This is a genomic window from Pseudonocardia oroxyli, from assembly GCF_900102195.1.
Lineage (GTDB): Bacteria > Actinomycetota > Actinomycetes > Mycobacteriales > Pseudonocardiaceae > Pseudonocardia > Pseudonocardia oroxyli.
Genome location: NZ_FNBE01000004.1, coordinates 44584 through 68360 on the forward strand (window position 1 = coordinate 44584; position 23777 = coordinate 68360).

24 protein-coding genes and 1 riboswitch are annotated in these 23777 nt (G+C 75.4%); of the genes, 6 read left to right on the plus strand and 18 right to left on the minus strand.

The genetic code is table 11. The features are described from left to right. Positions 1-7 precede the first annotated feature (7 nt). Entirely contained in the window at positions 8-1441 is a 1434-nt protein-coding gene (locus BLS43_RS07210) for a DNA polymerase IV (RefSeq protein WP_281245819.1), read from the plus strand. Positions 1442-1463: 22 nt separating this feature from the next. Here BLS43_RS07210 and cobT read toward each other — a convergent pair whose 3' ends face one another. The 9 genes from cobT to BLS43_RS07250 form a co-directional block, all read right to left on the minus strand. Continuing rightward, positions 1464-3188 (minus strand): nicotinate-nucleotide--dimethylbenzimidazole phosphoribosyltransferase, encoded by a 1725-nt coding sequence (cobT, locus tag BLS43_RS07215; protein WP_245707355.1) that lies wholly within the window; start codon positions 3186-3188, stop codon positions 1464-1466. After that, the gene (locus tag BLS43_RS30455; protein WP_218129738.1) at positions 3185-3559 is read right to left on the minus strand and encodes a hypothetical protein; all 375 of its coding nucleotides are present in this window, start codon (positions 3557-3559) and stop codon (positions 3185-3187) included. The genes cobT and BLS43_RS30455 overlap by 4 nt, the downstream gene beginning before the upstream one ends. 4 nt (positions 3560-3563) lie before the next feature. After that, positions 3564-3727, minus strand: a riboswitch (cobalamin riboswitch). Next, entirely contained in the window at positions 3714-4277 is a 564-nt protein-coding gene (locus BLS43_RS07220; protein WP_176921219.1) for a histidine phosphatase family protein, read from the minus strand. It overlaps the preceding riboswitch by 14 nt. Further along, positions 4277-5482: a uroporphyrinogen-III C-methyltransferase gene (cobA, locus tag BLS43_RS07225; RefSeq protein WP_093078720.1), complete on the minus strand. Its 1206-nt coding sequence runs from the start codon at positions 5480-5482 to the stop codon at positions 4277-4279. The genes BLS43_RS07220 and cobA overlap by 1 nt, the downstream gene beginning before the upstream one ends. Beyond that, on the minus strand, positions 5479-5973 hold the full coding sequence (locus BLS43_RS07230) for a cobalamin biosynthesis protein (protein WP_093078723.1): 495 nt from the start codon (positions 5971-5973) through the stop codon (positions 5479-5481). The genes cobA and BLS43_RS07230 overlap by 4 nt, the downstream gene beginning before the upstream one ends. Continuing rightward, positions 5964-7295 (minus strand): cobyrinic acid a,c-diamide synthase CobB, encoded by a 1332-nt coding sequence (locus tag BLS43_RS07235; RefSeq protein ID WP_093079840.1) that lies wholly within the window; start codon positions 7293-7295, stop codon positions 5964-5966. Before BLS43_RS07235 ends, BLS43_RS07230 begins: the two co-directional genes overlap by 10 nt. Further along, a complete protein-coding gene (cobO, locus tag BLS43_RS07240; RefSeq protein WP_093078726.1) occupies positions 7292-7906 on the minus strand; it encodes a cob(I)yrinic acid a,c-diamide adenosyltransferase in 615 nt (204 codons plus the stop codon). Before cobO ends, BLS43_RS07235 begins: the two co-directional genes overlap by 4 nt. Before the next feature lie 10 nt (positions 7907-7916). Further along, a complete protein-coding gene (locus tag BLS43_RS07245; RefSeq protein ID WP_093079845.1) occupies positions 7917-10100 on the minus strand; it encodes a putative cobaltochelatase in 2184 nt (727 codons plus the stop codon). A gap of 17 nt (positions 10101-10117) precedes the next feature. After that, the gene (locus tag BLS43_RS07250) at positions 10118-11674 is read right to left on the minus strand and encodes a cobyric acid synthase (RefSeq protein ID WP_093079850.1); all 1557 of its coding nucleotides are present in this window, start codon (positions 11672-11674) and stop codon (positions 10118-10120) included. Between BLS43_RS07250 and BLS43_RS07255 the strand changes: the two genes are divergently transcribed. Further along, a complete protein-coding gene (locus tag BLS43_RS07255) occupies positions 11673-12503 on the plus strand; it encodes an SURF1 family cytochrome oxidase biogenesis protein (RefSeq protein WP_093078729.1) in 831 nt (276 codons plus the stop codon). The two genes, BLS43_RS07250 and BLS43_RS07255, sit on opposite strands and share 2 nt — an antisense overlap. On the opposite strand, the gene BLS43_RS07260 is transcribed toward BLS43_RS07255, so the two are convergent. Continuing rightward, positions 12482-13471 (minus strand): CobD/CbiB family cobalamin biosynthesis protein, encoded by a 990-nt coding sequence (locus BLS43_RS07260; RefSeq protein ID WP_093079853.1) that lies wholly within the window; start codon positions 13469-13471, stop codon positions 12482-12484. The genes BLS43_RS07255 and BLS43_RS07260 overlap by 22 nt on opposite strands. A 219-nt stretch (positions 13472-13690) precedes the next feature. Here BLS43_RS07260 and BLS43_RS07270 point away from each other — a divergent pair, with 219 nt between their 5' ends. Next, positions 13691-14512 (plus strand): flavin reductase family protein, encoded by an 822-nt coding sequence (locus BLS43_RS07270; RefSeq protein WP_425438528.1) that lies wholly within the window; start codon positions 13691-13693, stop codon positions 14510-14512. A gap of 4 nt (positions 14513-14516) precedes the next feature. Here BLS43_RS07270 and BLS43_RS07275 read toward each other — a convergent pair whose 3' ends face one another. Next, positions 14517-14765: a hypothetical protein gene (locus BLS43_RS07275; protein WP_143029966.1), complete on the minus strand. Its 249-nt coding sequence runs from the start codon at positions 14763-14765 to the stop codon at positions 14517-14519. Between the two features lie 118 nt (positions 14766-14883). Continuing rightward, positions 14884-16569, minus strand: coding sequence for an AMP-binding protein (locus BLS43_RS07280; RefSeq protein WP_093078737.1), 1686 nt, complete (start codon positions 16567-16569; stop codon positions 14884-14886). A 68-nt stretch (positions 16570-16637) separates the two neighbouring features. Here BLS43_RS07280 and BLS43_RS07285 point away from each other — a divergent pair, with 68 nt between their 5' ends. Next, a complete protein-coding gene (locus tag BLS43_RS07285) occupies positions 16638-17048 on the plus strand; it encodes a hypothetical protein (RefSeq protein ID WP_143029967.1) in 411 nt (136 codons plus the stop codon). 128 nt (positions 17049-17176) lie between these two features. Further along, positions 17177-17593: an SsgA family sporulation/cell division regulator gene (locus BLS43_RS07290; protein WP_245707357.1), complete on the plus strand. Its 417-nt coding sequence runs from the start codon at positions 17177-17179 to the stop codon at positions 17591-17593. On the opposite strand, the gene BLS43_RS31850 is transcribed toward BLS43_RS07290, so the two are convergent. Then, positions 17571-18116 carry a DUF5709 domain-containing protein gene (locus BLS43_RS31850; RefSeq protein WP_342741141.1) on the minus strand — a complete coding sequence of 182 codons (546 nt, stop codon included), beginning with the start codon at positions 18114-18116 and terminating at the stop codon, positions 17571-17573. The genes BLS43_RS07290 and BLS43_RS31850 overlap by 23 nt on opposite strands. A 56-nt stretch (positions 18117-18172) precedes the next feature. Between BLS43_RS31850 and BLS43_RS31630 the strand changes: the two genes are divergently transcribed. Next, positions 18173-18739: a TetR/AcrR family transcriptional regulator gene (locus BLS43_RS31630; protein WP_093078743.1), complete on the plus strand. Its 567-nt coding sequence runs from the start codon at positions 18173-18175 to the stop codon at positions 18737-18739. 8 nt (positions 18740-18747) lie between these two features. On the opposite strand, the gene BLS43_RS07310 is transcribed toward BLS43_RS31630, so the two are convergent. The 5 genes from BLS43_RS07310 to BLS43_RS07330 all read right to left on the minus strand — a co-directional run bounded on the left by BLS43_RS07310 (position 18748) and on the right by BLS43_RS07330 (position 23683). Beyond that, positions 18748-19656, minus strand: a complete 909-nt coding sequence (locus BLS43_RS07310) for an SDR family NAD(P)-dependent oxidoreductase (protein WP_093078746.1) — start codon at positions 19654-19656, stop codon at positions 18748-18750. After that, positions 19657-20202, minus strand: a complete 546-nt coding sequence (locus BLS43_RS07315; protein WP_093078749.1) for an ATP-binding protein — start codon at positions 20200-20202, stop codon at positions 19657-19659. A 133-nt stretch (positions 20203-20335) separates the two neighbouring features. Continuing rightward, complete coding sequence (locus tag BLS43_RS07320; RefSeq protein ID WP_218129740.1) at positions 20336-21601, minus strand: AI-2E family transporter; 1266 nt, start codon at positions 21599-21601, stop codon at positions 20336-20338. A gap of 43 nt (positions 21602-21644) precedes the next feature. Further along, positions 21645-22412 (minus strand): precorrin-6A synthase (deacetylating), encoded by a 768-nt coding sequence (gene cobF / locus BLS43_RS07325; protein ID WP_245707358.1) that lies wholly within the window; start codon positions 22410-22412, stop codon positions 21645-21647. Next, positions 22409-23683 carry an alpha/beta hydrolase gene (locus tag BLS43_RS07330; RefSeq protein ID WP_218129741.1) on the minus strand — a complete coding sequence of 425 codons (1275 nt, stop codon included), beginning with the start codon at positions 23681-23683 and terminating at the stop codon, positions 22409-22411. Before BLS43_RS07330 ends, cobF begins: the two co-directional genes overlap by 4 nt. Between the last annotated feature and the right edge of the window lie 94 nt (positions 23684-23777).

Below are 23777 nucleotides of genomic sequence, written 5' to 3' on the forward strand. Positions count from 1 at the left end.
TGGGGGCGTGAGCACGGTCGGTCGGTGGGTGCTGCATCTCGACATGGACGCGTTCTTCGCCTCCGTCGAGCAGCTCACCCGGCCCACGCTCGCGGACCGGCCCGTGCTCGTCGGCGGCACCGGCGGGCGCGGGGTCGTCGCGGGCGCCAGCTACCAGGCCCGGGCGTTCGGCGCCCGGTCGGCCATGCCCATGGGGCAGGCGCGGCGCCGGTGCCCGCACGCCACCGTCCTGCCCCCGCGGTTTTCGCTGTACAAGGTGATCTCGGACGAGGTCATGGCCGTGCTGCGGGAGGCCGCGCCGGTGCTGGAGCCGATCTCGGTGGACGAGGCGTTCCTCGAGCCGCCCGCACTGGTCGGGGCGGGGGCGGCGGAGGTCGAGGAGTTCTGCGTCGCGCTCCGGGCACAGGTCCGGGCCCGGACGGGGCTGCCCGCCTCGGTCGGCGCCGGATCCGGCAAGCAGGTGGCCAAGATCGCCTCGGAGCTCGCGAAGCCGGACGGGCACCGCGTCGTCGACCCGGCCGTCGAGCGGGCGGTGCTGGACCCGCTGCCCGTACGGTCGCTGTGGGGCGTCGGGCCGGTGGCCGAGGCGTCCCTGCGCCGGGTCGGGGTCGAGACGATCGGGGCGCTGGCCGCGATGGACCCGCGCGAGGTCACCGGGGTGCTCGGCGCGGCGGTGGGCACGGAGCTGCACAGGCTCGCCCGCGGGATCGACGACCGGCCGGTGGCGCCGCGGGGCGCGGCCAAGCAGATCTCGGCGGAGACGACCTTCGAGCACGACCTCACGCAGATGTCCGCGGTCCTGGCGGAGGTCGGGAGGATGACGGCCGCGGCGCACCGGCGGCTGCTGCTCGACGGGCGGGCCGCCCGCACGGTCACGGTCAAGGCGCGCAACGCGGACTTCGAGACCCACACCCGCTCGGAGACCACGGCCTTCGCCTCCACCGACCTCGCCGTCCTCACCGCGGTGGCTCACCGCCTCGCCCGCACCGCGGTCCCCGAGGGCGGCGTGCGGCTGGTCGGGGTGTCGCTGTCGGGGCTGTCGGACTCGCCGCCGCCCGCGTTGTTCGAGGCGGTGCCGTCGGAGACCGGCTGGGTGGCCACCGAGACTCCCCCCGAGACATCCTCCGAGAGATCCCCCGAGACGCCCCCGGCCGTCGCGGCCGAGCGCGAGCACCCCGAGCCCGGCGGCGAGTTCGGGCCCCGCCCCGGCGGCCGCGGCGCCCCCCGGGACCCGGCGGAGCCCTACCGGGCGGGAGACGATCTCGAGCACGCCGAGTTCGGCCACGGCTGGGTGCAGGGCGCCGGGAAGGGCCGGGTCACCGTCCGGTTCGAGACCCGCGCGACGGGCCCGGGCCGCGCCCGCTCCTTCACAGCGAGCGACCCGGACCTCGCGTTCGCCGATCCGGTGGCGAGCTGGCGGCTGCCCGCCCCCGCCCGCTGACGACCCGGCGATCGGCGGCCGGTCAGGCGTCCTTGTCCGCGACCCCGGCGGAGTCGAACGTCGCGACGTCCGCCAGCGCGCGGGCCGCGCCCTGCACCACCGGCATCGCCAGCAGGGCCCCCGTGCCCTCCCCCAGCCGCATCCCGAGGTCGAGCAGGGGGTCGAGGCCCAGGTGCGCCATGGCGAGGGCGTGGCCGGGCTCGGCGGAGCGGTGTCCGGCCACGCAGTAGTCCACGGCGGACGGGGCGAGGACCGAGGCGACCAGGGCCGCCGCGCCCGCGTTGACCCCGTCGAGCAGCACGGGGACCCGCAGCGCGGCCGCGCCGAGCACGAACCCGGCCAGCCCCGCGTGCTCCAGCCCGCCGACAGCGGCGAGCAGGTCGAGCCCGTCCTCCCAGGTCAGGGCGTCGACTGCGGCCTGGACGACCGCCGTCTTGCGGTCCAGGGTCGCGTCGTCGATCCCCGTCCCCCGCCCGGTGGCGTCCGCCGCCGCGGCCCCGGTGACGGCGCAGATCAGCGCCGCGGCGGCTGTGGTGTTCGCGATCCCCATGTCGCCGGTCACCAGCAGCCGGTTCCCGGCGGCCACGAGGTCGCGGGCCACCTCGATGCCCACCTCGACCGCCCGCCGAGCCTCGTCGCGGGTGAGCGCGGAGCCCTGTGACAGGTCGGCCGTGCCGTTGCGGACCCGCCGCGGCAGCAGACCCGGCACGGGGTCCAGATCCGACTCGAGGGGCGCCGCGACGCCGACGTCCACCACGCACACCTCGGCCCCGAGCTGGCGCGCGAACGCGTTCACCACCGCGCCGCCCGCGAGGAAGTTCCCGACCATCTGCGCCGTGACCTCCTGCGGCCACGGCGACACCCCCTGCGCGTGCACGCCGTGGTCCCCGGCGAACACCGCGACCGCCGCGGGCTCGGGCACCGGCGGCGGGCACTCCCCCGCGATGGCGGCGAGCCGCACGGCCAGGTCCTCGACCCGGCCGAGGGAGCCCCGCGGCTTGGTCATCCGGTCCAGCCTGTCCCGCGCCTCCGCGGCGGCCGCGGCCGAGGCGGGCGCGATCGCCGCCGTCGTCTCGTCGATCAGGTTCATCGCGACCTCCCCGGGCAGCGCCCGTGATCCGTACCGTTCGGCGTGCACCGCCCAGGCCAGGGGCCGTCTGCGCGCCCAGCCCGCGGCGGCCAGTTCCGGCTCGGCCGCGAACTCGCGCACGTGGCCCACGCACAGGTAGGCGACGACGTCGACGTGCGCGGGCAGGCCGAGCAGCCCGCGCAGGGCGTCCAGCCCGGCGTCGTCGAAGAAGCTCACCCACCCGACGCCCAGGCCCTCGGCCCGGGCCGCCAGCCACAGGTTCTGGACGGCCGCGGCGGTCGAGTGCGCCGCCATCTCCGGGCGGCCGAACCGGCCCAGCGTGTGCCGTCCGCCCCGGGTCGCGTCGCTGGTCACGACGACGTTCACCGGGGTGTCGAGCACCGCCTCCACCTTCAGCGCGCCGAACGCGGCGGCCCGCGCCCGCGGCAGCGAGGCCGCGTAGGCCGACCGCTGCCGCGCGACCAGGTCCGCGACCGCGCGCCGGGTCTCGACCGACCGCACCACCACGAAGTCCCACGGCTGCGAGAACCCCACGCTGGGCGCGGCGTGCGCGGCCTCCAGGACGCGGCGTAGGGCGTCGTCGGCGACCGGGACCTCCGGCAGGAAGCCGGTGCGCACGTCCCGCCTGCCGCGCAGGACCTCGTAGAACTCGCTCACCAGAGCGGGCTCAGGCGCGGCGGGACGACCGCCGTCCCCGGCACCGTGACCTCGGCGTCCGCCGCGACGCGCAGCCCGTCCACGACCGCGCCCCAGGCGGGCTCGTCCGGCACGACCAGCGCGACCGTGCACGGCCCGTCCAGCGCCACCAGGTCGGCGACGGTGCTCACCGCGTCACCCGGACGGACCCGGTCGACCCGCCAGGCCTCCGCGTAGAACAACACGGCCGACTCGAGCTCGGGGGCGACCAGGACGTGGTCCGCCTGCTCCAGACAGGCCGCCTCGGGATCACCCGAGCCGACACCGAGCACGACGACCCTGCTCCGGACGTCACCGGACATGTTGGCCTCCTCGAGGGTCCGCGCCCTCATCGTGGAATCACCGGTGACGGCGGCGAGTGTCCTGGCTCCCGGATCGCCGCACGTCCCCGGCCTTCCCGCGCGAGCGGTGGCCGAGCGTGGGGACGTGCTCCCCGGTCACAGTGGCGGGACCGCCCCGGAGTCGCACCGGGTTCCTCCACTGCCGTCACCCGAACGACATCACGCCGGGGCCCCCGAGCGCAAGCACGGCGCCGTTGGGGGGGATCCGCCGCGGCGGCTCCTCCGGCGACGGCGCGAGCAGCGCCCGGATCGTCTCCCCGTGCGTGACGACGACGGCGCCGGTCAGGTCGATCCCGCGCACCCGGGTCCACAGCTCCCGGAAGGTCTCCCCGCCCGGCGGCGCCCAGTCCGGCCCCGCCGCGGCGAGCAGCGGGGCGTACACCGCGGCCGGGCGGCCCTCCCACCCGCCGTGCCCCTGTTCGCGCAGCTCGGCGCACGGTTCGACCGGCGATCCGACACGCTCGGCGAGGATCCACGCCGTCTCGACCGCGCGGAGCTGGGGGCTGGTGAGGATCCGCACACCGCGCAGGTCTCGCGGGCCTCCCAGGGTTCCCAGAGCTCGCAGGTCCACGGCCCGCGCCTGCGCCCGCCCCCGCGCGGTGAGCCCGACCGCGTGCGTACTCCCCTGCAGCAGGCCCGCGGCGTTCCAGACCGACTCGCCGTGCCGCACCAGAACGGCGCTGACGGCGCTGACGGCGCTGACGGGCACTACGCGGTGAGCCCGGCCACCGGGCCGATCACGATGATCGCCGGGGGGCTGATCTCCTCGGCCTTGATGTCCGCCTCCAGGGTGTCGAGCCGGGTGCGGACGCTGCGCTGGATGCGCGTGGTCCCGTCCTGGACCACGATCGCCGGGGTGTCCGCGGGGCGGCCGTGCGCGATCAGGGTCTCGGCGAACCGGCCCGCCCGCTCCACCGCCATCATCAGCACGATCGTGCCGGTCATCCGGCCGAGCGCGGCCCAGTCGGTGAGGCTGCGCGGGTCGTCCGGCGCCACGTGCCCGCTCACCACGACGATCTCGTGCGCCACGCCGCGGTGGCTGACCGGCACGCCCGCGACCGCCGGCGCGGCGAACGCGCTGGTGATGCCGGGGACCACGGTGACCGGCACGCCGGCCGCCGCGCAGGCCTGGACCTCCTCGAACCCGCGGCCGTAGACGAACGGGTCGCCGCCCTTGAGCCGCACCACGAACTTCCCGGCCCGCGCGTGCTCGACGAGCAGCTCGTTGATCCGCTGCTGGGCCATCGCCCGACCGTAGGGGATCTTGGAGGCGTCGATCACCTCGACGTCCGGGCCCAGCTCTTCGATCAGGTCGCGCGGGCCGAGCCGGTCCGCCACCACGACGTCCGCCCGCGCCAGCAGCCGCCGACCGCGCACCGTGATCAGCTCGGGGTCGCCGGGTCCGCCGCCGACCAGCGCGACACCGGGGACCACCGGGTCCGCCGAGTCCGACACGACCCCGGCGGCGAGGGCCTCGACCAGCGCCGTCCGCACGGCGGCCGAGCGGCGGTGCGCGCCCCGGGCGAGGACGCCGACGGTCAGCCCGTCGTACTCCCCGGTCGCGGGCGTGACGGCCGTGCCCCGGCTGCCGTCGTCCGCCCGGACGCAGAAGGTCCGGCGCTCCTCGGCGGCGGCGCTCACGGCGGCGTTGACCTGCGGGTCGTCAGTGCAGGCGAGCACGTACCAGGCGCCGTCGAGGTCGCCGTCGGCGTAGCGGCGCGGGGTCCAGGTGATCTCGCGGGCCGACGCCATGCCCTCGACGGCGGGGGTGACCTCGGGCGAGACGACCTCCACCAGCGCGCCCGCGGCGATCAGCCGGGACACCCGGCGCTGCGCCACCTGCCCGCCCCCCACGACGACGACCCTGCGCCCGCCGAGGTCGAGGCCGACGAGGTACTGGTCGTGCTCGGTCACCGTGAGTGTGTCCCTTCCGGAAGTGGCCCCGAATGATAAACGGCGCCGCACGTGCCGGCGGCGACGTACCCCTCGGGGGTATCGGCGAGGGCGGCGGCGACGGTCACCGGTCCGACGACCGTCTTCGCCACCGCGAGCCGGGCCGCCGGGTCGATCTCCCGGGCGACGAACAGGGCCGCCGCCGCGGCGACGCTCGGAGTGCCCGTCACGGCCTCGACCAGCGGGTTCACCGCGGAGTCGAGCGCCGCGACCGTCGCGAGCGCGGCGGCGGGCCGGGTGTGCAGCGGTGCGGGCGCGATCGCGGCGAGGATCCCGGCCTCGTCCGCCTTGGTGTCCACGGAGGCGTAGATCCTGGCCGCGGGGCGCGCCGGATCGTCGGGCAGGTCACGTTCGAGGCGGGCCAGCGCCGCCCGGACCGCCTCCGCCGAGACCCCGCGCCGGGCCCCGATCCCGACGACGACGACCATGCCGGGGGCCGCGATCACCGGCACGCGGCGACGAACCGCGCGACGGAGCCCGGGTGCCCGGCCGGATGGGTGTGCAGGAAGGACGCGTGCACCCCGCCGACCACGAACCCCTCCGGCTCGGCGCCGCGCCAGCCCCAGGCCGGCGTCGCTCCCCCGCGCGGGGTCACCGCGCAGTGGTGGAACTCGTGCCCGGGCACCCGCTCCCCGGCCGCGAACCCGGTCGATCCCGAGAGCGCGACGGCGTCCCGGTACCCCAGGGTCAGCCGCCCGGTCATGGCCGCGCTGGCGTCCAGCGCGCCGACCAGGGGGACCCCGTCGAGCTCGCGGCAGAGGTACAGCAGCCCGCCGCACTCGGCCCGGACCGGCGCACCCGCGGCCGCCAGCTCGCGGATCGCGAGCAGCAGCTTCTCGTTGGCGCCCAGCGCCGCCACGTGCTCCTCGGGGAACCCGCCGGGCAGCACCAGGCCGCCGGTCCCGGCGGGCAGCGTCTCGTCCCGCAGCGGGTCGACGATCACCACCTCCGCCCCCGCCGCCGCCAGCAGCTCCGGGTGCTCGGCGTAGCCGAAGGAGAAGGCGGGCCCGCCGAGCACCGCCGCCACCGGACGTCCGACCGGCCGTTCCGCGTCAAGGGCGGCGGCGGGGTCCCAGGTCTCACCCTGCGGGAGGGGTTCGGCGAGGGCGAGCACGGCGTCGAGGTCGACGTGCGCCGCGACCAGCTCGGCCATCGCGTCCACCGCGGCCAGCGCCGCGGGGCCGTGCTCGACGGCCGTGACCAGGCCGAGGTGGCGGGACGGGACGGCCAGCTCGGCGCGGCGCGGGAGGGCGCCGAGCACCGGGAGCCCCACCTCGTCGCACGCCGCGCGCAGCACCTCCTCGTGGCGCGGCGACCCGACCCGGTTGAGGATCACCCCCGCGACCGTCGTCCCCGGGTCGAACGAGCGGAAGCCGTGCAGCAGGGCGGCGAGCGACCGGGACTGGCCCCGGCCGTCCACGACCAGCACCACGGGCGCCCCGATCAGGCCCGCGACCTGCGCGGTGGACCCGGCGCCGTCGGACACCCGGCCGTCGAACAGCCCCATGACGCCCTCGACCACCGCCACCTCGCAGCCCGCCGATCCGTGCCGCACGAGGGGCCCGATCCGCTCGGCGCCCACGAGGACGGGATCGAGGTTGCGGCCCGGGCGTCCGGCCGCGAGGCCGTGGTAGCCGGGGTCGATGTAGTCCGGTCCGATCTTGAACGGCGCGACCGCCGTGCCGCGGCGGGTCAGCGCGGCCATCAGCCCGGTGGCGACCGTCGTCTTCCCGGAGCCGGACGCGGGCGCGGCGATCACCAGCGCCCGGGTCACCACTCGATCCCCCGCTGCCCCTTCTGCCCGGCGTCCATGGGGTGCTTGACCTTGCTCGTCTCCATGACGAGATCGGCGGCCTCGACGAGCTCGGGCGCGGCGTCGCGGCCGGTGATGAACACGTGCTGGCGGCCCTCGCGCGCCGCCAGCACCTCGATGACCTCGTGCACGTCCACCCAGCCCCACTTGATCGGGTAGGTGAACTCGTCGAGCACGTAGACCTGGTGGACCTGGTTCTCGATCCGGCGGCGGATCTCCCGCCAGCCCTCAAGCGCGTCCGCGGCGTGGTCGGACTCGGTGCCCGCGCGGCGGCTCCAGCTCCAGCCCGAGCCCATCTTGTGCCACTCGACGGGACCGCCCTCACCGGTCTGCTCGTGCAGCCGTCCGAGGGCGCGGAAGGCCTCCTCCTCGCCGACCTTCCACTTCGCGGACTTCACGAACTGGAACACCCCGATCGACCAGCCCTGGTTCCAGCCGCGCAGCGCCATGCCGAACGCCGCCGTCGACTTCCCCTTCATCGCGCCGGTGTGCACCACCAGCAGCGGCCGGTTGCGGCGCTGCCGCGTGGTGAGCCCGTCCTGCGGAACCGTGGTGACCTGCCCCTGAGGCATCAGAACCCCCTCACGCCGAGGCCGCGGCGGTCAGGTCCGCCACGGTCAGCTCGTCCATGGTGATCACGGGTGCGCCCGCGGCCGCGGCGACCCGCCCGGCCAGCCCGAGCCGCACGAACCCGGACTCGCAGTCCACGACGACGGTGTGCGCCCCGTCGGCGGCGAGCAGGCCCGCGGCGCGGCAGGCGTCGGCGACCGGGTCGCCGCCCGGGCGGGCCGCGACGGTCGCGCGGCCGTCCGTCACCAGCACGACGAGCGGTCGCCGCCGCGGGTCCCGGACCCGCTCACCCGCCAGCGTGCGCCGGGCCAGCAGCAGCCCGTCCGCGAGCGGCGTGCGGCCGCCGGTGCGCATCGCGGCGAGGCGGACCTGCGCGGTCGGGACGCTCGTCGTCGGCGGCAGGACCAGCTCGGCGCCCGCGGACCGGAACGTCACCAGCCCGACCTTGTCCCGGCGCTGGTAGGCGTCCCGCAGCAGGGCGAGGATCGCACCGGACACGGTCTGCATCCGCTTCCGCGCGGCCATCGAGCCCGAGGCGTCGACGACGAACAGCACGAGGTTCCCCTCGCGTCCCTCGCGCACCGCCCCGCGCAGGTCGGCGCGGTGCAGGCGCAGCCCCGGGCCGGAGCGGCCCCGCTCGACCTGGAACGGTGCGGCGGCGGCGATCGTGGCGAGCAGGTGCAGGTCCGCGGCCCGCCGTGGTGCCCCGTCGGTGGGCCGCACGATGCGTCCGGTGTCCACCCGGGCCCGCGACCGCCGTCCGGGCGTCCCCTCCCCCACGCCGGGGATCGTGAACCGGCGGGTCTGGGCGCGGTCGAGCCGCGCGCGCTCGCCGAGCGGGATCGCGGTGCCCTCTCCCGTCGCGGCGGGCCGCTCCGCGGCCTGCGCCCCGCCCTCCGTCCCGTCCGGCTCCGGTGCCCCGGGCGGCTCGTTCGGGGCGTCGGAGGTGCCGGACGCGCCTGCCGGGGCGGCTCCGGGGGAGTTCCCGGGGGCCGGGTCCTCGGCGGCACGCTGCTCGGTGGCACGCTGCTCGGTGGCACGGTGCTCGGCGGAGCCCTCCTCCGGGGCGCCGGCGTCTCCCGTGGGTGCGTCGTCGGGGGTCGGGTCGGGCTCGCCGCCGCCGTCGGGGTCGTCGTCGGGGTCGTCCGGGCCGTCGGGGTCCTTCGGGTCCTCGGGGCCCAGGTAGTCCTCGGCGTCGCGCAGGGCTTCGTCGAGGTCCTTCTCGTCGATCCCCGGCTCGTCGAACGGGTCCCGACGGCGGCGGTGCGGCAGCGCGAGCCGGGCCGCGACCCGCACGTCCTCCTCGGCGACGGCGTCCGCCCCGCGCCACGCGGCGTGCGCCGTCGCGGTCCGGGCGATGACCAGGTCGGCGCGCATGCCGTCGACGTCGAACCGGGCGCACACGAACGCGATCCGGGCGAGCTCGCGGTCACTGAGCCGGACCGACCCGAGCCGCGCGCGGGCGTCCACGACCTGCGCGGCGACGGCCGCGTCCGCCGCCGCCCAGGCCGCCCCGAACGCCGCCGGGTCCGCCTCGAACGCCATCCGCCGCCGGACGACCTCGACGCGGGTCCCGACCTCGCGCGCGGCCTTGACCTCGACGGTGAGCCCGAACCGGTCGAGCAGCTGCGGCCGCAGCTCGCCCTCCTCCGGGTTCATCGTCCCGACCAGCAGGAACCGCGAGGCGTGCGACACCGACACGCCATCGCGCTCCACGTGGACCCGGCCCATGGCCGCGGCGTCGAGCAGCAGGTCCACGAGGTGGTCGTGGAGCAGGTTGACCTCGTCGACGTAGAGCACGCCGCGATGCGCCTCGGCGAGCAGGCCGGGCTGGTAGGCGCGCTCCCCCGCGGACAGCGCCCGCTCCAGGTCCAGCGACCCGACCAGCCGGTCCTCGGTGGCCCCCACCGGCAGCTCGACGAGCCGGGCGGGCCGCGCCGTCCCGCCGCCCGGGTGCGGGCCGTCCGGGCAGGCGGGGTCCGGCGCCGCCGGGTCGCAGCCGAACCGGCAGCCCGTCGCGACCTCGACCGCGGGCAGCAGGCTCGCCAGCGCCCTCACCGCCGTCGACTTGGCCGTGCCCTTCTCCCCCCGCACCAGCACGCCGCCTACCCCGTCGTGCACCGCGTTCAGGACCAGGGCCAGGCGCAGGTCGTCGTGCCCGACGACCGCCGAGAAGGGAAAGCCCTGTGCCGACATGCCGCTCGCCCGCTCGCTCACCGCCGGGACTCTGCCAGACCGGACGCGACGACCGGGAGGTCCGGGTCCGGACCGTGACTGATCACATGATCAAGCGCTCGGATGTCGAGGTGGCCGTCCACCAGGTCGGCGAGCACGTCGAGCTGCGCCGTCCGCTCCGCGGCGAACGACGTGTCCGGGGCGACCGCGAACCCCGTCCTTCCGGCGAGGTCGGCGAGCCTGCCGAGCAGGACGCGGCGGAAGGAGTCGTTCTCCAGGAGCCCGTGCCAGTGGGTTCCGAGGACGTTCCCGCGGTCGGAGCCCTCGTCCCCCACCAGCCCCGGGTCACCGGACCGCACGACCCGGCCGTGGTGGATCTCGTAGCCGGTCACGGGCTCGCCGAGGGCCGTGCCGGTGGGGGTGCCGAGGTGCTTCTCCGGGTCGAAGACGATCTCCAGGTCGAGCAGGCCGAGCCCGTCGACGGAGCCGGTGAACTCCACGCCCTCGTCGGTGATCCGCCGCCCGAGCATCTGGTACCCGCCGCAGATCCCGAGGACCGGCTTGCCCGCGGCGGCGTGGGCGAGCACCCCGTCGGCCAGGCCGGAGTCCCGCAGCCAGGCCAGGTCGGACACCGTCGCCTTCGATCCGGGCAGGAGCACGACGTCCGCGTCCAGCAGGCGCGACGGCTCGGTCACGTACCGCACCGCGACGCCCGGTTCGCACGCCAGCGCCTCGGCGTCGGTCGCGTTGGAGATCCGCGGCAGCCGGACGACCGCGACCCGCAGCCACTGGTCCCCCAGCGGCGGGCCGGGTCGGCCGAGCACCCCGTCGGCGACGGCGGAGAGCGAGTCCTCGGCGTCGAGCCACAGGCGGTCCGACCACGGCACCACGCCGAACGTGGGTCGCCCGGTCAGGGCCCGCAACTGGTCCAGGCCCGGAGCGAGCAGCGCGGGGTCGCCGCGGAACTTGTTGATCACGAATCCGGCGATGCGGGCCTGGTCGGACGGCGAGAGCACCGCGACCGTCCCGAACAGGTGCGCCAGGACTCCCCCGCGGTCGATGTCGCCGACCACGACCACCGGCAGGTCGGCCGCCTCGGCGAGCCCCATGTTGGCCAGGTCCGTGGCCCGCAGGTTGATCTCGGCGGGCGAGCCCGCGCCCTCGCAGACGACGACGTCGTAGCGCGACCGCAGCCGGGTCAGCGCGTCGACGACGACCTCCTTCAGCGCGCCGGTCCGGGTCCGGTAGGACAGCGCGGAGACCTGCCCGTCCGCCCGCCCGCGGACGACGACCTGCGAGGTCCGGTCGCTGCCCGGCTTGAGCAGCACCGGGTTCAGGTCGACGCTCGGTGTCAGGCCGCAGGCGTGGGCCTGCATGGCCTGGGCCCGGCCGATCTCCCCGCCGTCCGGGGTGACCATCGAGTTGTTGCTCATGTTCTGCGCCTTGAACGGCGCCACGGAGATCCCGCGCCGGTGCAGCGACCGGCACAGGCCCGCGACGAGGGCGCTCTTGCCGGCGTCCGAGGTCGTCCCGGCCACGAGCAGCGCACCATGGGGAGTCACCGGCACAGTCTGCCTCGTTAGTCTGGGCGGCATGCGCTTCCTGCTGCGACCCGGCTGGATCGCCTTCGTGGTGGTCGTCATCGGGTTCGTCGTGGCCTGCTACACGCTGCTGGCACCGTGGCAGTTCGACCGAGAGGGGCAGCGGCAGGCGCAGGAGCGCGCGATCGCCGAGGCGAACGCGACACCGCCCGTCCCGTTCGAGTCGCTCGTGCCGGGCGGCTCGGTCGCCGCGGCGGACGAGTGGCGCCAGGTCACCGTGACCGGGCAGTACCTGCCCGCGGACGAGGCGCTCGTCCGGCTCCGGGTGGTCGACGGCAAGCCCGCCTCCGAGGTCCTCACCCCCGTACGGCTGGGCGACGGCCGGGTCGTGGTGGTGGACCGCGGCTCCATCGCCGCGGACGAGGGCCAGACCGTCCCGGACGTCGCCCCCGCCCCGGCGGGACCGGTCACGCTCTCCGGCAGGCTGCGCCTGAACGAGACGGACGGCACCGGCCGCGCCCCGCTCGTCGACGGCTCCCACCTGCAGATCTACGCCGCGGACTCGCGGTCGCTGGCGGCCGCGACCGGGCTGTCGGACGTCGTCGAGGGCTATGTCGTGCTCGCCCCCGGCCAGCCGGGGGTCCTCACCCCGATCCCGATCTCGACGCCGTCGAGCGCGGCCCCGTTCACGAACGGCTCGTACGCGCTGCAGTGGTTGACGTTCGGCGCGATCGCGCTGCTCGCCCTGGGCTACTTCGTGCGCCTCGAGATGCTGCAGCGCCGCGGTCGCCGGGAACGCCGCGAGCGCCGGGCGGACCTGCGGGACGCCCTGTCCGGTCGCGACATGGAGCAGGAGCAGGATCAGGCCGAGCCGCGGCCCTGAGCGCGCGCGGCCACAGCGGCCGCCACGACGGCGGCGAGCAGGCCCACCGCGCGGGAGAGGCGGGCGGCGCGATGCAGGTCCGCGGTGGTCGGGGCGGGCCCGTCGCCGAGTGCGGGGCGCTCCTCGACGCCGTACACGTACTCGGTGCGCCCGCCGAGCCGGACGCCGAGGGCGCCTGCCGCGGCGGCCTCCACCGGTCCGGCATTGGGGCTGGGATGCGCGCGGGCGTCCCGCCGCCAGGCGCGCACCGCCGCGGCCGGACGCCCCCCGACCAGTGGCGCGGCCGCCGCGGTGAGCAGGGCGCAGAGCCGGGCGGGCAGCAGGTTGGCGAGATCGTCGAGGCGCGCCGCGGCCCAGCCGAAGCGGGCGTAGCGGGGTGAGCGGTACCCCACCATCGCGTCGAGGGTGTTGACCGCGCGGTACCCGAGCAGCCCCGGCACGCCCGCGACCGCCCCCCAGAACAGGGGTGCGACGACGGCGTCGGAGGTGTTCTCCGCGAGCGACTCCACCCCCGCGCGGGCCATCCCGGCGGCGTCAAGCAGGGCGGGGTCGCGGGCGCAGAGGTGCGGGATGCGGGCCCGGGCGGCGGCGAGATCGTCCGCGTCGAGCGAGCCGGCGAGCGCCGCCCCCTCCCGCACCAGCGAGGTCCCGCCGAGCACCGCCCAGGTCGCCGCCGCGGTCAGCACCACCTCCGCCACCCCCTTTGCAGTGACAGCGGATCCGCGCCACGGGCGAGGTTCGGACCCACCCGCCGCCCCCTGTGCACTGCCCGCGGATCCGCACACCGCGCGAAGTACCGACCCGCGCCCCGCACCCTTTGCAGTGACAGCCGATCCGCACACCGCGCGAAACACCGAGCCGCCCGCCACACCCTTTGCAGTGACAGCCGATCCGCACACCGCGCGAGACACCGAGCCGCCCGCCACGCCCTTTGCACTGACAGCCGATCCGCGCCACGGGCGAAACACGGACCCGCCCCCCGCACCCTGTGCAGTGTCAGCGGATCGGCCCCTCAGGGGAGGTGCGGATCGGCTGTCACTGCAAAGGGCCGCCGAGAGCACCCCCGCCGCACCCCCTGCACTGTCAGCCGATCCGCACCCCGAGCGGCGTGCGGATCCGCTGTCACTGCAAAGGGCGGCGGAGAACACACCCGCCCCCACGACCGTCCCGCCCACGAGGATCGCGACGTGCCCGACGCCCGCCGCCCGGGAGTCCGCGTACAGCCGCCGTTCGAGCGCCCCCGCGACCCGGCCGAACCCGGCGACCGGGTGGCCGCGGCGGGGATCGGCGAGGACCAGGTCGGCGGCCGCACCCAGCAGGAGACCGAGAGCACGCGCACGACCCATGCCCCGGACGCTACCGCGCGGCATGATCGGGGCATGCGCACGGACATCGACCCCGCCGAGATGGGCAGCCAGGCCTTCTACAAGGTCCTGAACAGCGTCATCGTCCCGCGGCCCATCGCGTGGGTCTCCACCCGCTCGGCCGCCGGCGTCGACAACCTGGCGCCGCACTCGTTCTTCACGGCGGCCTGCGTCGACCCGCCGATGGTGCAGTTCACGAGCGTCGGGAAGAAGGACTCGCTGCGCAACTGCGTGGAGACGAACGAGTTCGTGGTGTGCCTGGCGAACGAGCCGATGTTCGAGAAGATCAACGCCACGGCGACGGACTTCCCCGCCGAGGTCTCCGAGTTCGCCGAGGTGGGCCTGACCCGGGAGCCGAGCCTGACCGTCGCGCCGCCCCGGGTCAAGGAGTCACCGGTCGCGTTGGAGTGCCGCACCGAGCACACGCTGGAGCTCGGCGACTCCACGGTCGTGATCGGCCGGGTCCTGCACGCGGCCATCGACGAGGACGTCTTCGACACCGACGAGCGCGGCAACCACCTGCCCAGCGCCACGAGGCTCCGCCCGCTCGCCCGCCTGGGCCGCAACGAGTGGTCCACCCTCGGCGAGATCCTCGAGATCACCCGGATCCCGTACAAGAAGTGGCCCGGCCACTACAGCGGCTGAACTCCTACCACGGCTGAGCACCGCTGCGGGGTCGCTGTCCCTGCCGGGTCCGCAGCACCTCGGCCCGCGTGGCGATCTGGTGCAGGGTGCACGGCCACACCACGCCGGACCCGGCGTTGCGGCAGGCCGTACACCGGCCCAGCCGGTCCGGCACGTGCTGGGCCAGCAACCGCTCGACCACCTCGGGCATGCCCGCCAGCACACCGGCCATCGGGCCGTCCCCGGGCGTGTACGCCCCGTCGCCAGCAGCCATGCCGCCCCCTCGCCTTGCGGACCGTTCCCGGCCCCTGAGTCGAACTCGATCCGCCGTCGGACGGCGTGACGGCATACCTACCGGACGGGGCCCGCCCCCGCCCGAGGAACCCCCGCGACTACAGCGTGTACTCCCCCGACGGTGCCGCCTGCGGGTCCGCGTGCAGCTCGCCCTCGCGCCCGCGCAGCTCGACCCGCCGGATCTTGCCGGAGATCGTCTTGGGCAGCTCGAAGAACTCCAGCCGCCGGATCCGCTTGTAGGGCGCCAGGTGCTCGCGGGCGAACCGCAGGATGTCCTGGGCGGTCTCCTCGGTCGGGTCGTAGCCCGCGGCGAGCACGACGTAGGCCTTGGGCACCGCCAGCCGCACCGGGTCCGGCGACGGCACGATCGCCGCCTCGGCGACGGCCGGGTGCTCGATCAGCACGCTCTCCAGCTCGAACGGGCTGATCCGGTAGTCGGAGGCCTTGAAGACGTCGTCCGCGCGGCCGACGTAGGTGATGTAGCCGTCCGCGTCCCGCGAGCCGACGTCCCCGGTGTGGTAGTACCCGCCCGCCATCGCCTCGGCGTTGCGCTCGGGATCGTCCTTGTAGCCCACCATCAACCCGACGGGCCGCCGCGCGAGGTCGATGCAGATCTCGCCCTCGTCCGCGGGCTCCCCGGTCGCGGTGTCCACCAGCACGATCGGGAAGCCGGGCATCGGGCGCCCCATCGAGCCGGGCTTGATCGGCGAGCCGGGCGGGTTCGCGATCTGGACCGACGACTCGGTCTGCCCGAAGCCGTCCCGGATCTTGCGGCCCCACGCCTTCTCGACCTGCTCGATCACCTCGGGGTTGAGCGGCTCCCCGGCCCCGACGACCTTCTGCGGCGGCGTCCGCAACCCGGAGAGGTCGGCCTGGATCAGCATGCGCCACACCGTCGGCGGCGCGCAGAAGCTGTTCACCCCGTAGGTGTCCAGCACGCCGAGCAGCTCCTCGGCGGAGAACTTGGTGTAGTTCATGACCAGCACGGTCGCCTCCGCCAGCCACGGCGCGAAGACGTTCGACCAGGCGTGCTTGGCCCAACCGGGCGAGGAGATGTTGAGGTGCACGTCGCCGGGCTCGAGCCCGATCCAGTACATCGTCGACAGGTGCCCGACGGGGTAGCTCTGGTGGGTGTGCTCCACCAGCTTCGGCTTCGCCGTGGTGCCGGAGGTGAAGTAGAGCAGCAGGGTGTCGGTGGCCGGGGTCGGCCCGTCCGGCAGGAACACGGCGCTGCGGTCGTAGGCGTCGGTGTAGTCGTGCCACCCGGAGGGGGCCCCGCGCACGGAGATCCGGGTGTAGTCGCCCGGCACGTCGTCGAACTTCGCCGCGTCCGCCGCCCCGACGATCACGTGCTTGGCGTGTCCGCGGTCCACCCGGTCCCGCAGGTCGTCCGCGGTCAGCAGCGTCGTCGCCGGGATGACGACGGCGCCGAGCTTCATGGCGGCGAGCAGGGTCTCCCACAGCTCCAGCTGGTTGGCGAGCATCAGGATGATCCGGTCGCCGCGCGCGACCCCGCGCTCCCGCAGCCAGTTCGCGACCCGGTTGGAGCGCTCGGACAGCTCGGCGTAGGTCCAGGACGCGTCGCTGCCGTCCGCCTCGACGATCCACAACGCCTTGCGGCCGCCGCGCTCGGGATCGGCCGCGACGGCGTCGAAGTGGTCGAACGCGAAGTTGAACTCGGTCAGCTCGGGCCAGCGGAAGTCCCGGACGGCGGTGTCGTAGTCCTCGCGGTTCGCCAGCAGGAAGTCCCTCGCCCGATAGAACGCGGCGCTGCTCTCAGACATGCGCGGAACCCTAACGTGGCCGGAGCGTCGTGAGCGGGCCTCGCGCGTCGACCCCTACCTTCGTCCAGGTGACGAGGATGTTCCTGATCGCGGTCGCCGCCCTCGCCGTGCTCACCGGCTGCGCGGGCAACGGCGAGGGCGCCGCCCGCATCCAGCCGGCCCCGGCCGCGGCGCCCACCACACCGCAGGCCGCCCCCACCGGCACCGCGCTGCTCTGGCCGGTGACGGCGCTCGACCAGGCCCGGACGCTGCAGGACCAGGTGGACGGCGGTGCCCAGCCGTGGACGCTGGACCCCGAGGAGGTGGCGCGGAACTACGCGACGGCCACCTGGGGCTGGACCGACCCCGAGCCCACGAGCTCGACCCCGGGCGCGGTGACCCTCGCCGACCCGCAGGGCACCGCCGCCCTCACGCTGGTGCAGCCGGTGCGGGCCGGGACCACGGGGATCTGGGTCGTCTCCGCGGCCACCCGCAGCTGATCACCACTGCTGATCACCACAATGGGTGAAAGCGACGAGAACGTGCAGCGTTCTGGAGCGCGCCGCCGATTCCCCCTGTGAAGGCCGACGGACACCGCCGAACGGCCCCCACGCCAGGGAGACACGCCATGATCGGCAGCGACTCGGTCCAGCAGGACATGTTCACCGTGCTGCACGGGCAGCCCGCGCCCGTCGTGACGCGCTGGACCTACTCGGCGTCCGACCCGTTCGCCGTCGTGCTCGCCGTGCGGACCAGGCAGGACCGGTGGGTCGAGTGGCTCGTCGCCCGGGACCTGGTGCGCGACGCGCTCTCGGGCCCCGCGGGCTACGGCGACATCCGGATGAGCCCGCAGCTCGTCCAGGGCTACGACATCGTCGAGATCGAGATCCGCTCGCACGACGGCCGGGCCGTCCTCGAGGTCGACCGGGACCTGCTGCGCCACTTCGTCGAGGCCAGCGGCGAGGTCGTCGCGTTCGGTGAGGAGACCGAGGCGCTCGACCTCGACGGGGTGATCGCCGCGCTCACGTCCAACTGCCCGGAGTGACCCCGGCGTCGCGGCTCCCCGCGACGCCCGGCACCCCACCGGTCTCGGACTCCTCGTCGAGCTGCGTGGCGATGTCCCGCTCCGCGTCCCGCTGCGCCGCCCGCGGCCTGCGCTCCTCCTCCAACGCCTCCTCCACCTCGGGGTCCCCCGCGGGCGAGTCGTCCACCACGGGCTCGATCCCCGTCTCGACGTCGTGCACCGCCGCCTCCTCCGCCGAGGCCGCGCCCCCGTCGACGCCCACGTCGAGGGCCTCTCCGTCGGCCCCGTCGGCGATCAGCCGCCCGGTCCGGTCCTCGTCGACCCCGGCGGCGTCCTCGGGCTCCTCGCGGCGCAGCCGCTCGTCGAGGGTCTCCTCCTCGCCGGTCACGGCGGGGTCCTCGACGGCGTAGGGCCGGTCGGGCGGCGAGTAGCCCGCGTCCAGCGGGTCCCCCGTGGTCAGCGTCTCCTCGGGGTCGAGCTGCAGGGCCCCCGCCATGTCCGCGGCGGTGTCGGGTCGTTCGGTGTCGTTCTCCCGGGAAGCCATGTCGGTCGCGTACCCCGCGACGGGCCGCCACACACCCCGCGTGGTGCGATAGGGATGTGCCCGCCCGACCCCGCGACTCCGCCGCGACCCGCGCCGCCCTCCTGGCCGCGGCGCGCGAGCTGTTCGCCTCCGGGGGCTACGACGGCACGACCGTCCGGGCCATCGCCGAGCGGGCCGGCGTGAACCAGGCCCTGCTGTTCCGCCACTTCGGCTCGAAGGACGGGCTGTTCACCGAGGCCGTGACGGGTCAGGCGCTCGAGGTGCTGCACGACGGGCCCGCCACGGACCTCGTCCCGCGCACCGTGCGCGCCATCATGACGGGGGACGACGTCCAGTCCCCCCTGTTCCTCTCCGCCCTGCGGTCCGCGGGCAACTCCGACGCCGCCCAGACGGTGCGCGAGGAGCTGCGCGCGGCGTTCGGTGGGGCCCTCGCCGAGCTCGCCGAGGGCGAGGACCGGGCGGACGCCGAGCTGCGGGCCGAGCTCACCCTGGCCTGGCTGCTCGGGATCGCGCTGCTGCGCACGGTCCTGCGCACCGAGGCGGTGGCCGCCGCCGATCCCGAGGCCGTGGTCGCGCACGTGTCCGCGGCCGTCGACACCCTGCTCGGCACCGGAACCCGATAGGGCGCCGCCTACGGACCCGCCGGTTCCCCCGTGAGCCTGCGGACCTTCGCGAGGAAGCGCTCCTGGTCCTTCGGGTCCTCCCGGGTCCACGGCAGGTAGTGGATCGGCCGCGGCGCCCGGTCCTGCCAGAACCGGCCGGTGCCGACGTCCGGGGCGGCCGCGAGCCAGACCGCGGTGTCCGCGCCCTGCTCGGGGGTGCGCAGGATCGGCGTGACGAGCCGGTCGAACCCGGGCAGTGAGTCGGTGAGCCCGGGTGAGGCCGCCCATCCGGGGTGCAGCGCGTGCACCAGCGTGTCCGGGGCGAGCTCGCGGGCGAGCAGCCCGGCCAGCACGACCTGCATCCGCTTGGTCCGCGCGTAGGCGGCGGTGCCGCCGTAGCGGCCGGACCGGAACTGCAGGTCGTCGACGGGGAGCCGCTGCGCGTACATCCCGCCGGAGGACACGAACAGCGCCCGCCCGGGCCGGGTCAGCACGGTCAGCAGGTAGGGCCCGAGGACGTGCACCGCGAGGGTCTGCTCGTGTCCCTGCGCGGTCTCGACGCGCTCCTTCGGGAGCACCCCTGCGTTGTGGACGAGCACGTCGAGGGGCGGGAGGTCGGCGGCGAACCGGCGCACGTCGTCGAGGTCGCCGACGTCGACGGCCGAGACGAGGAGGTCGGCGCCCGGGACGGCCGCGCGGACCCGGGCCGCCGCCTCCTCGCCGCGCTCGGCGCTGCGTCCGGTCAGGTGGACGGTCGCGCCGAGCCGGGCCAAGCCCTCGACGGTGGCGAGGCCCAGCCCTCCGCTCGCCCCCGTGACCAGCGCGCGCGTGCCGCGCAACGCGTCCGGGGGCGGGTCGGTCCAGCCCCGGCGGCGCAACGCGAACCCGACGCGCGACCAGCCGAGGACGACGGTGCGGTCCAGGAGGGTGTCGATCACCTACCGAGCATGCCTCGGCGTGGGCGCCGCCGCCTGCTCCGCGGGACCGCCGAAGCGGTGCCGCAGCAGCACCCGGCTGCCGCGGCCGTCGAAGTGCACGAGCACGGTCTCCACCATGTGCTGCATGAGCAGCATGCCGCGCCCGCCCTGCGCGTCACCGGTCACGGTGTCCTGGGCGCGCCAGCTGCCGTGGTCGGTGATCTCGATGCAGAGCGCCGGTCCCGTGGCGGCGTTCTCGGTCCAGAGGGTCAGTTCCACCTCGCCGGGCCGGTCCGCGGGGTAGGCGTGCCGCACGGCGTTCGCGACGGCCTCGTCCACCGCCAGGACGAGGTCGTCGATCTCGTCGCCGCTGAGCCCCAGCGGGGTCACCCAGCGACGCAGCTCGTGGCGGATCACCGCGAGCCTGGTCGCGTCTGCGGGCCAGCTGCGGTGGATGTACTCGATGCCGGTGTCGCTCAGCTCGGTGCTGTGCTCCACGGCGGGGAAGTGTCGGTCGAGCTCGGACGTGGGGGTGCTGATCGGGGAGGCGTCCGACTGGCTGAGCATGCGCTCTCCGGGGGAGTCGGGGTGTGTCGAGCCGGTCCTCAGGAGGATGACCGGCCCGGGGCCGGGGAAAACACCGCCGATCGACCCCGCTGCTCCGTTCGCCGCACCGCTCGTCGCGGCAGCGTGCGGGGCCTCAGGAGGGCGAGGGGTCCTCGATCGGCTCGTCCGGGTCCGGCGCGGGGATCCGGGAGCGCCGGTCGATCTGCTCCCCCAGGTAGCGCAGGATCTCCGCGGCGACGGCGGCCACGGGCACGGCGAGGAACGCCCCCGCGATGCCGAACAGCGTGCCGCCCGCGGTGACCGCCAGCAGCACCACGGCGGCGTGCAGCCCCATGCTGCGGCTCTGCAGGATCGGCTGGAGCACGTTGCCCTCGATCTGCTGCACCGCGACGATGATCGCCAATGCGATGAGCGCGGTGGTGAAGCCCTGCGTGACCAGCGCGATGAGCACGGCCAGTGCACCGGCGACGAACGCCCCCACCACCGGGATGAAGCCGCCGAAGAACGTCAGCACGGCCAGCGGGAGCCACAGCGGCACCCCGAGGATCGCCAGCCCGACACCGATGAACACGCCGTCGATCAGCGCGACGAGCGCCTGGGTGCGGATGAACGACCCGAGCGTGGCCCAGGCCCGCTCCAGCACCGCCGAGAGGTGCCTGCCCGCCTTCTCCCCGCTGACCCGCGACAGCCACGGCAGGAACCGCGGACCGTCCTTGACGAAGAAGAACGCGAGGATCACGGCGAGCACGAGGTTCAGCAGCCCGTTGGCGAACGTGCCCACCCCGGTGAGCACGCCGCCCGCGATCGTGGACGCGCTGGACTGCAGCTGCGTGACGACCTGGTCCAGCAGGTTGCCGAGCTGGCCCTCGCCGAGGTTGAACGGCGGCCCCTCCAGCCACTGCTGGATCTGCACGAGCCCGCTGGTCACGCCGGAGACGATCTGGTCGGTCTGCCCGACGATCTGCGGGGCGAAGGCCGCGAAGATCCCGGCGACCGCGGCCACCGTCACCACGAGCACCAGCAGCGCGGCGAGCGCGGGCGGGAACCGCAGCTCGACCAGCTTGCGCACCGGCGGCCGCAGCACGGTCGCGATGATCACGCCCAGCGCCGTGGGCAGCACGATCGACCACAGCTGGCCGATGACCAGACCCAGCAGCACCAGCCCGAGCGCGATCAGCAGGACGCGCGCGCTCCATCCCGCGAGCCGGGTGACACCGGACTCGATGACGGCGCTGCGGTCGCGCGCGACCGGCTGCGGCCCCGTCGGGCGCACCTCGGTCGCCCCGTCCGTCGCGCCGTCGGCGGCCCCGTTCGCCGCGCCGTTCGCCGCCCCCTCGGCGGCTCCGTTCGCGGCCCCGTTCGCGGCTCCGTTCCCCGCCCGGTCCTGCTCGCCTGCCACTGGTCCCCCCGCTCGTCGCCGCACAGCTTGGCAGAGAGCGCGCTCAGCGTTCGGCGGGGTGGCGTCGGAGCAGGTACGTGTCCATGATCCAGCCCTTGCGGGCGCGCGCCTCGGCCCGCACGCGGCGGATCTCCTCGCGCACCTGGAGCACCGGCCCGGCCACGAGGATCTCGTCGGCGCTCCCGACGTAGGCACCCCAGTAGACGTCGACGTCCGCGACATCGGCGTCCGGCAGGTCGGCGAAGGCGGTGCCCCCGTCGAGCATCACGACGACGTCGTCGACGTCCGCGGGCAGGCCCCCCGCGATGCGCCGCCCGGTGGTGATCAGCACCGGGCGGCCCACCCGGTTGAGGATCAGCCGGTGGGCGGCCGCGAGCGCCTGCACGCTGGAGATCCCGGGGATCGAGACCACCTCGATCTCGGGGTCGGCCAGCCCCTCCAGGAGCCGCAGCGTGCCGTCGTAGAGCGCGGGATCACCCCACACCAGGAACGCCCCGGTCTCTCCCGGCGCCAGCCCGGCGACCATCTCGGCGTAGAGCGCGCCCCGCCGGTCCTGCCAGTCGACGACGGCCTCGGTGTACCGCTCGGCCGTCCGGTCCCGCACCGGGTCCGCGGCCTCGACCACGCGGTACGAGCCGGGCGTGCGGTGGCGGTGCAGGATCTCGGTGCGCAGCGCGACCAGGTCCTCCTTCGCCTCCCCCTTGTCGATCACGAAGACGACGTCGACCTTCTGCAGGGCCGAGACCGCCGCGAGGGTCAGGTGGTCCGGGTCGCCGGACCCGATGCCGATCACATACACCGTGCTGGTCACGGCGACGACACTAGGCGACCCCACACCCACGGCAGCTCCGCCGCGAGCCCGTCCTTCGCCACGGTCCAGGAGTGCGTCCCGTTCACCACGGAGAGCGTGACGTCGAGCCCCGCGGCCTGCGCGGCGTCGACCACCTGGTGGGCCTGCGGGCCGTAGATCGCGTCGTCCCGCCCGACGACCACCCGTCCGGCGATGCCCCGCACCTGCGGGAACCGCGTCAGCGGGAGGGTGGCGCGGTAGGCGGCCTCCGGGTCGGGCCGGTCCCCGTAGGCGGCCTGCACGGTCTTCGCGTGGTCGCCGAGCGAGGGCTCCACCTCCCCGGACATGTCCAGGAAGGTCGGGTAGGCGTCCGGATGGTTCGTCGCCATCTGCACGGCGCACGTCCCGCCGTAGGAGAAGCCGCCGATCGCGCGGCCCGGCCCGACCTGCAGGTGCGCCGCGACCCAGGCGGGCACGTCGGCCGCCAGGTAGGTCTGCACGTTCCCGAGCCGGGAGTCGAGGCAGAGCGGGTCGGCGAAGCTGCTCCCGGTCGCGTCCGGCACCACGACGACCGGCGCGAGGCCGCCGTGGGCCGCCGCGTACCGGTCCATGATCGTCGCGAGCTCGCCCGCCTGCAGCCAGTCCGTGACGTCCCCGGGCTGACCGCCGATGAGCACCAGCACCGGGAGCTCGGGGCGCGGGGTCACCAGGTAGGCGGGCGGCAGGTACACCGACGCGGGCCGGGCGGGGAACCCGGAGACCGTGCCGGGGATGTCGACGGTCGCGACCCGCCCACCGCGCGGCAGGTCGGCGGGCGGCCGCCAGCCCGCGGACGGCACGACGGGCTCGGTCGCGGGCACGGCGGCGAAGTCGATCGCGTTCGCGGCCGGGACGCCCAGCACCCCGGCGAGGGTGGGCCGGTAGGCGTACACGGCGTTGATCTTCACTCCCGCCGTGAGCAGCACGAGCAGCACGGCGGGGACGATCAGCACGCGGCGCCACCACCGGCCCCCGAAGCCGACGATCCCGGCGACGAGCGCGCCCACGCCCACCCCGCCCCACGTCCAGACCCGCCAGCCGAGCGGGTCCGGGAACGGCGCCCACACCGCCAAGGTGATCGCCACCGCCACCAGCACCAGGCCCGTGACCAGCAGGATCAGCGGCACCCGGCGCGTCCACCAGCGCCTGCGGAAGCGGACCAGCAGGAACACCAGGGAGCCGACGCCCAGCCAGGTCAGGGTCGTCGGCAGCCACCCGAAGAGGAGGGGTGAGTCCAGGATCAGCGCGCGCACCGAGCGGGAACGCTAACCGGCCCGCCGGGCGGTGCGATCTTCGGGCCGGTCTGGGGCATTCTCGCTACCCTCGGCCGCTCCACGACCACGATCG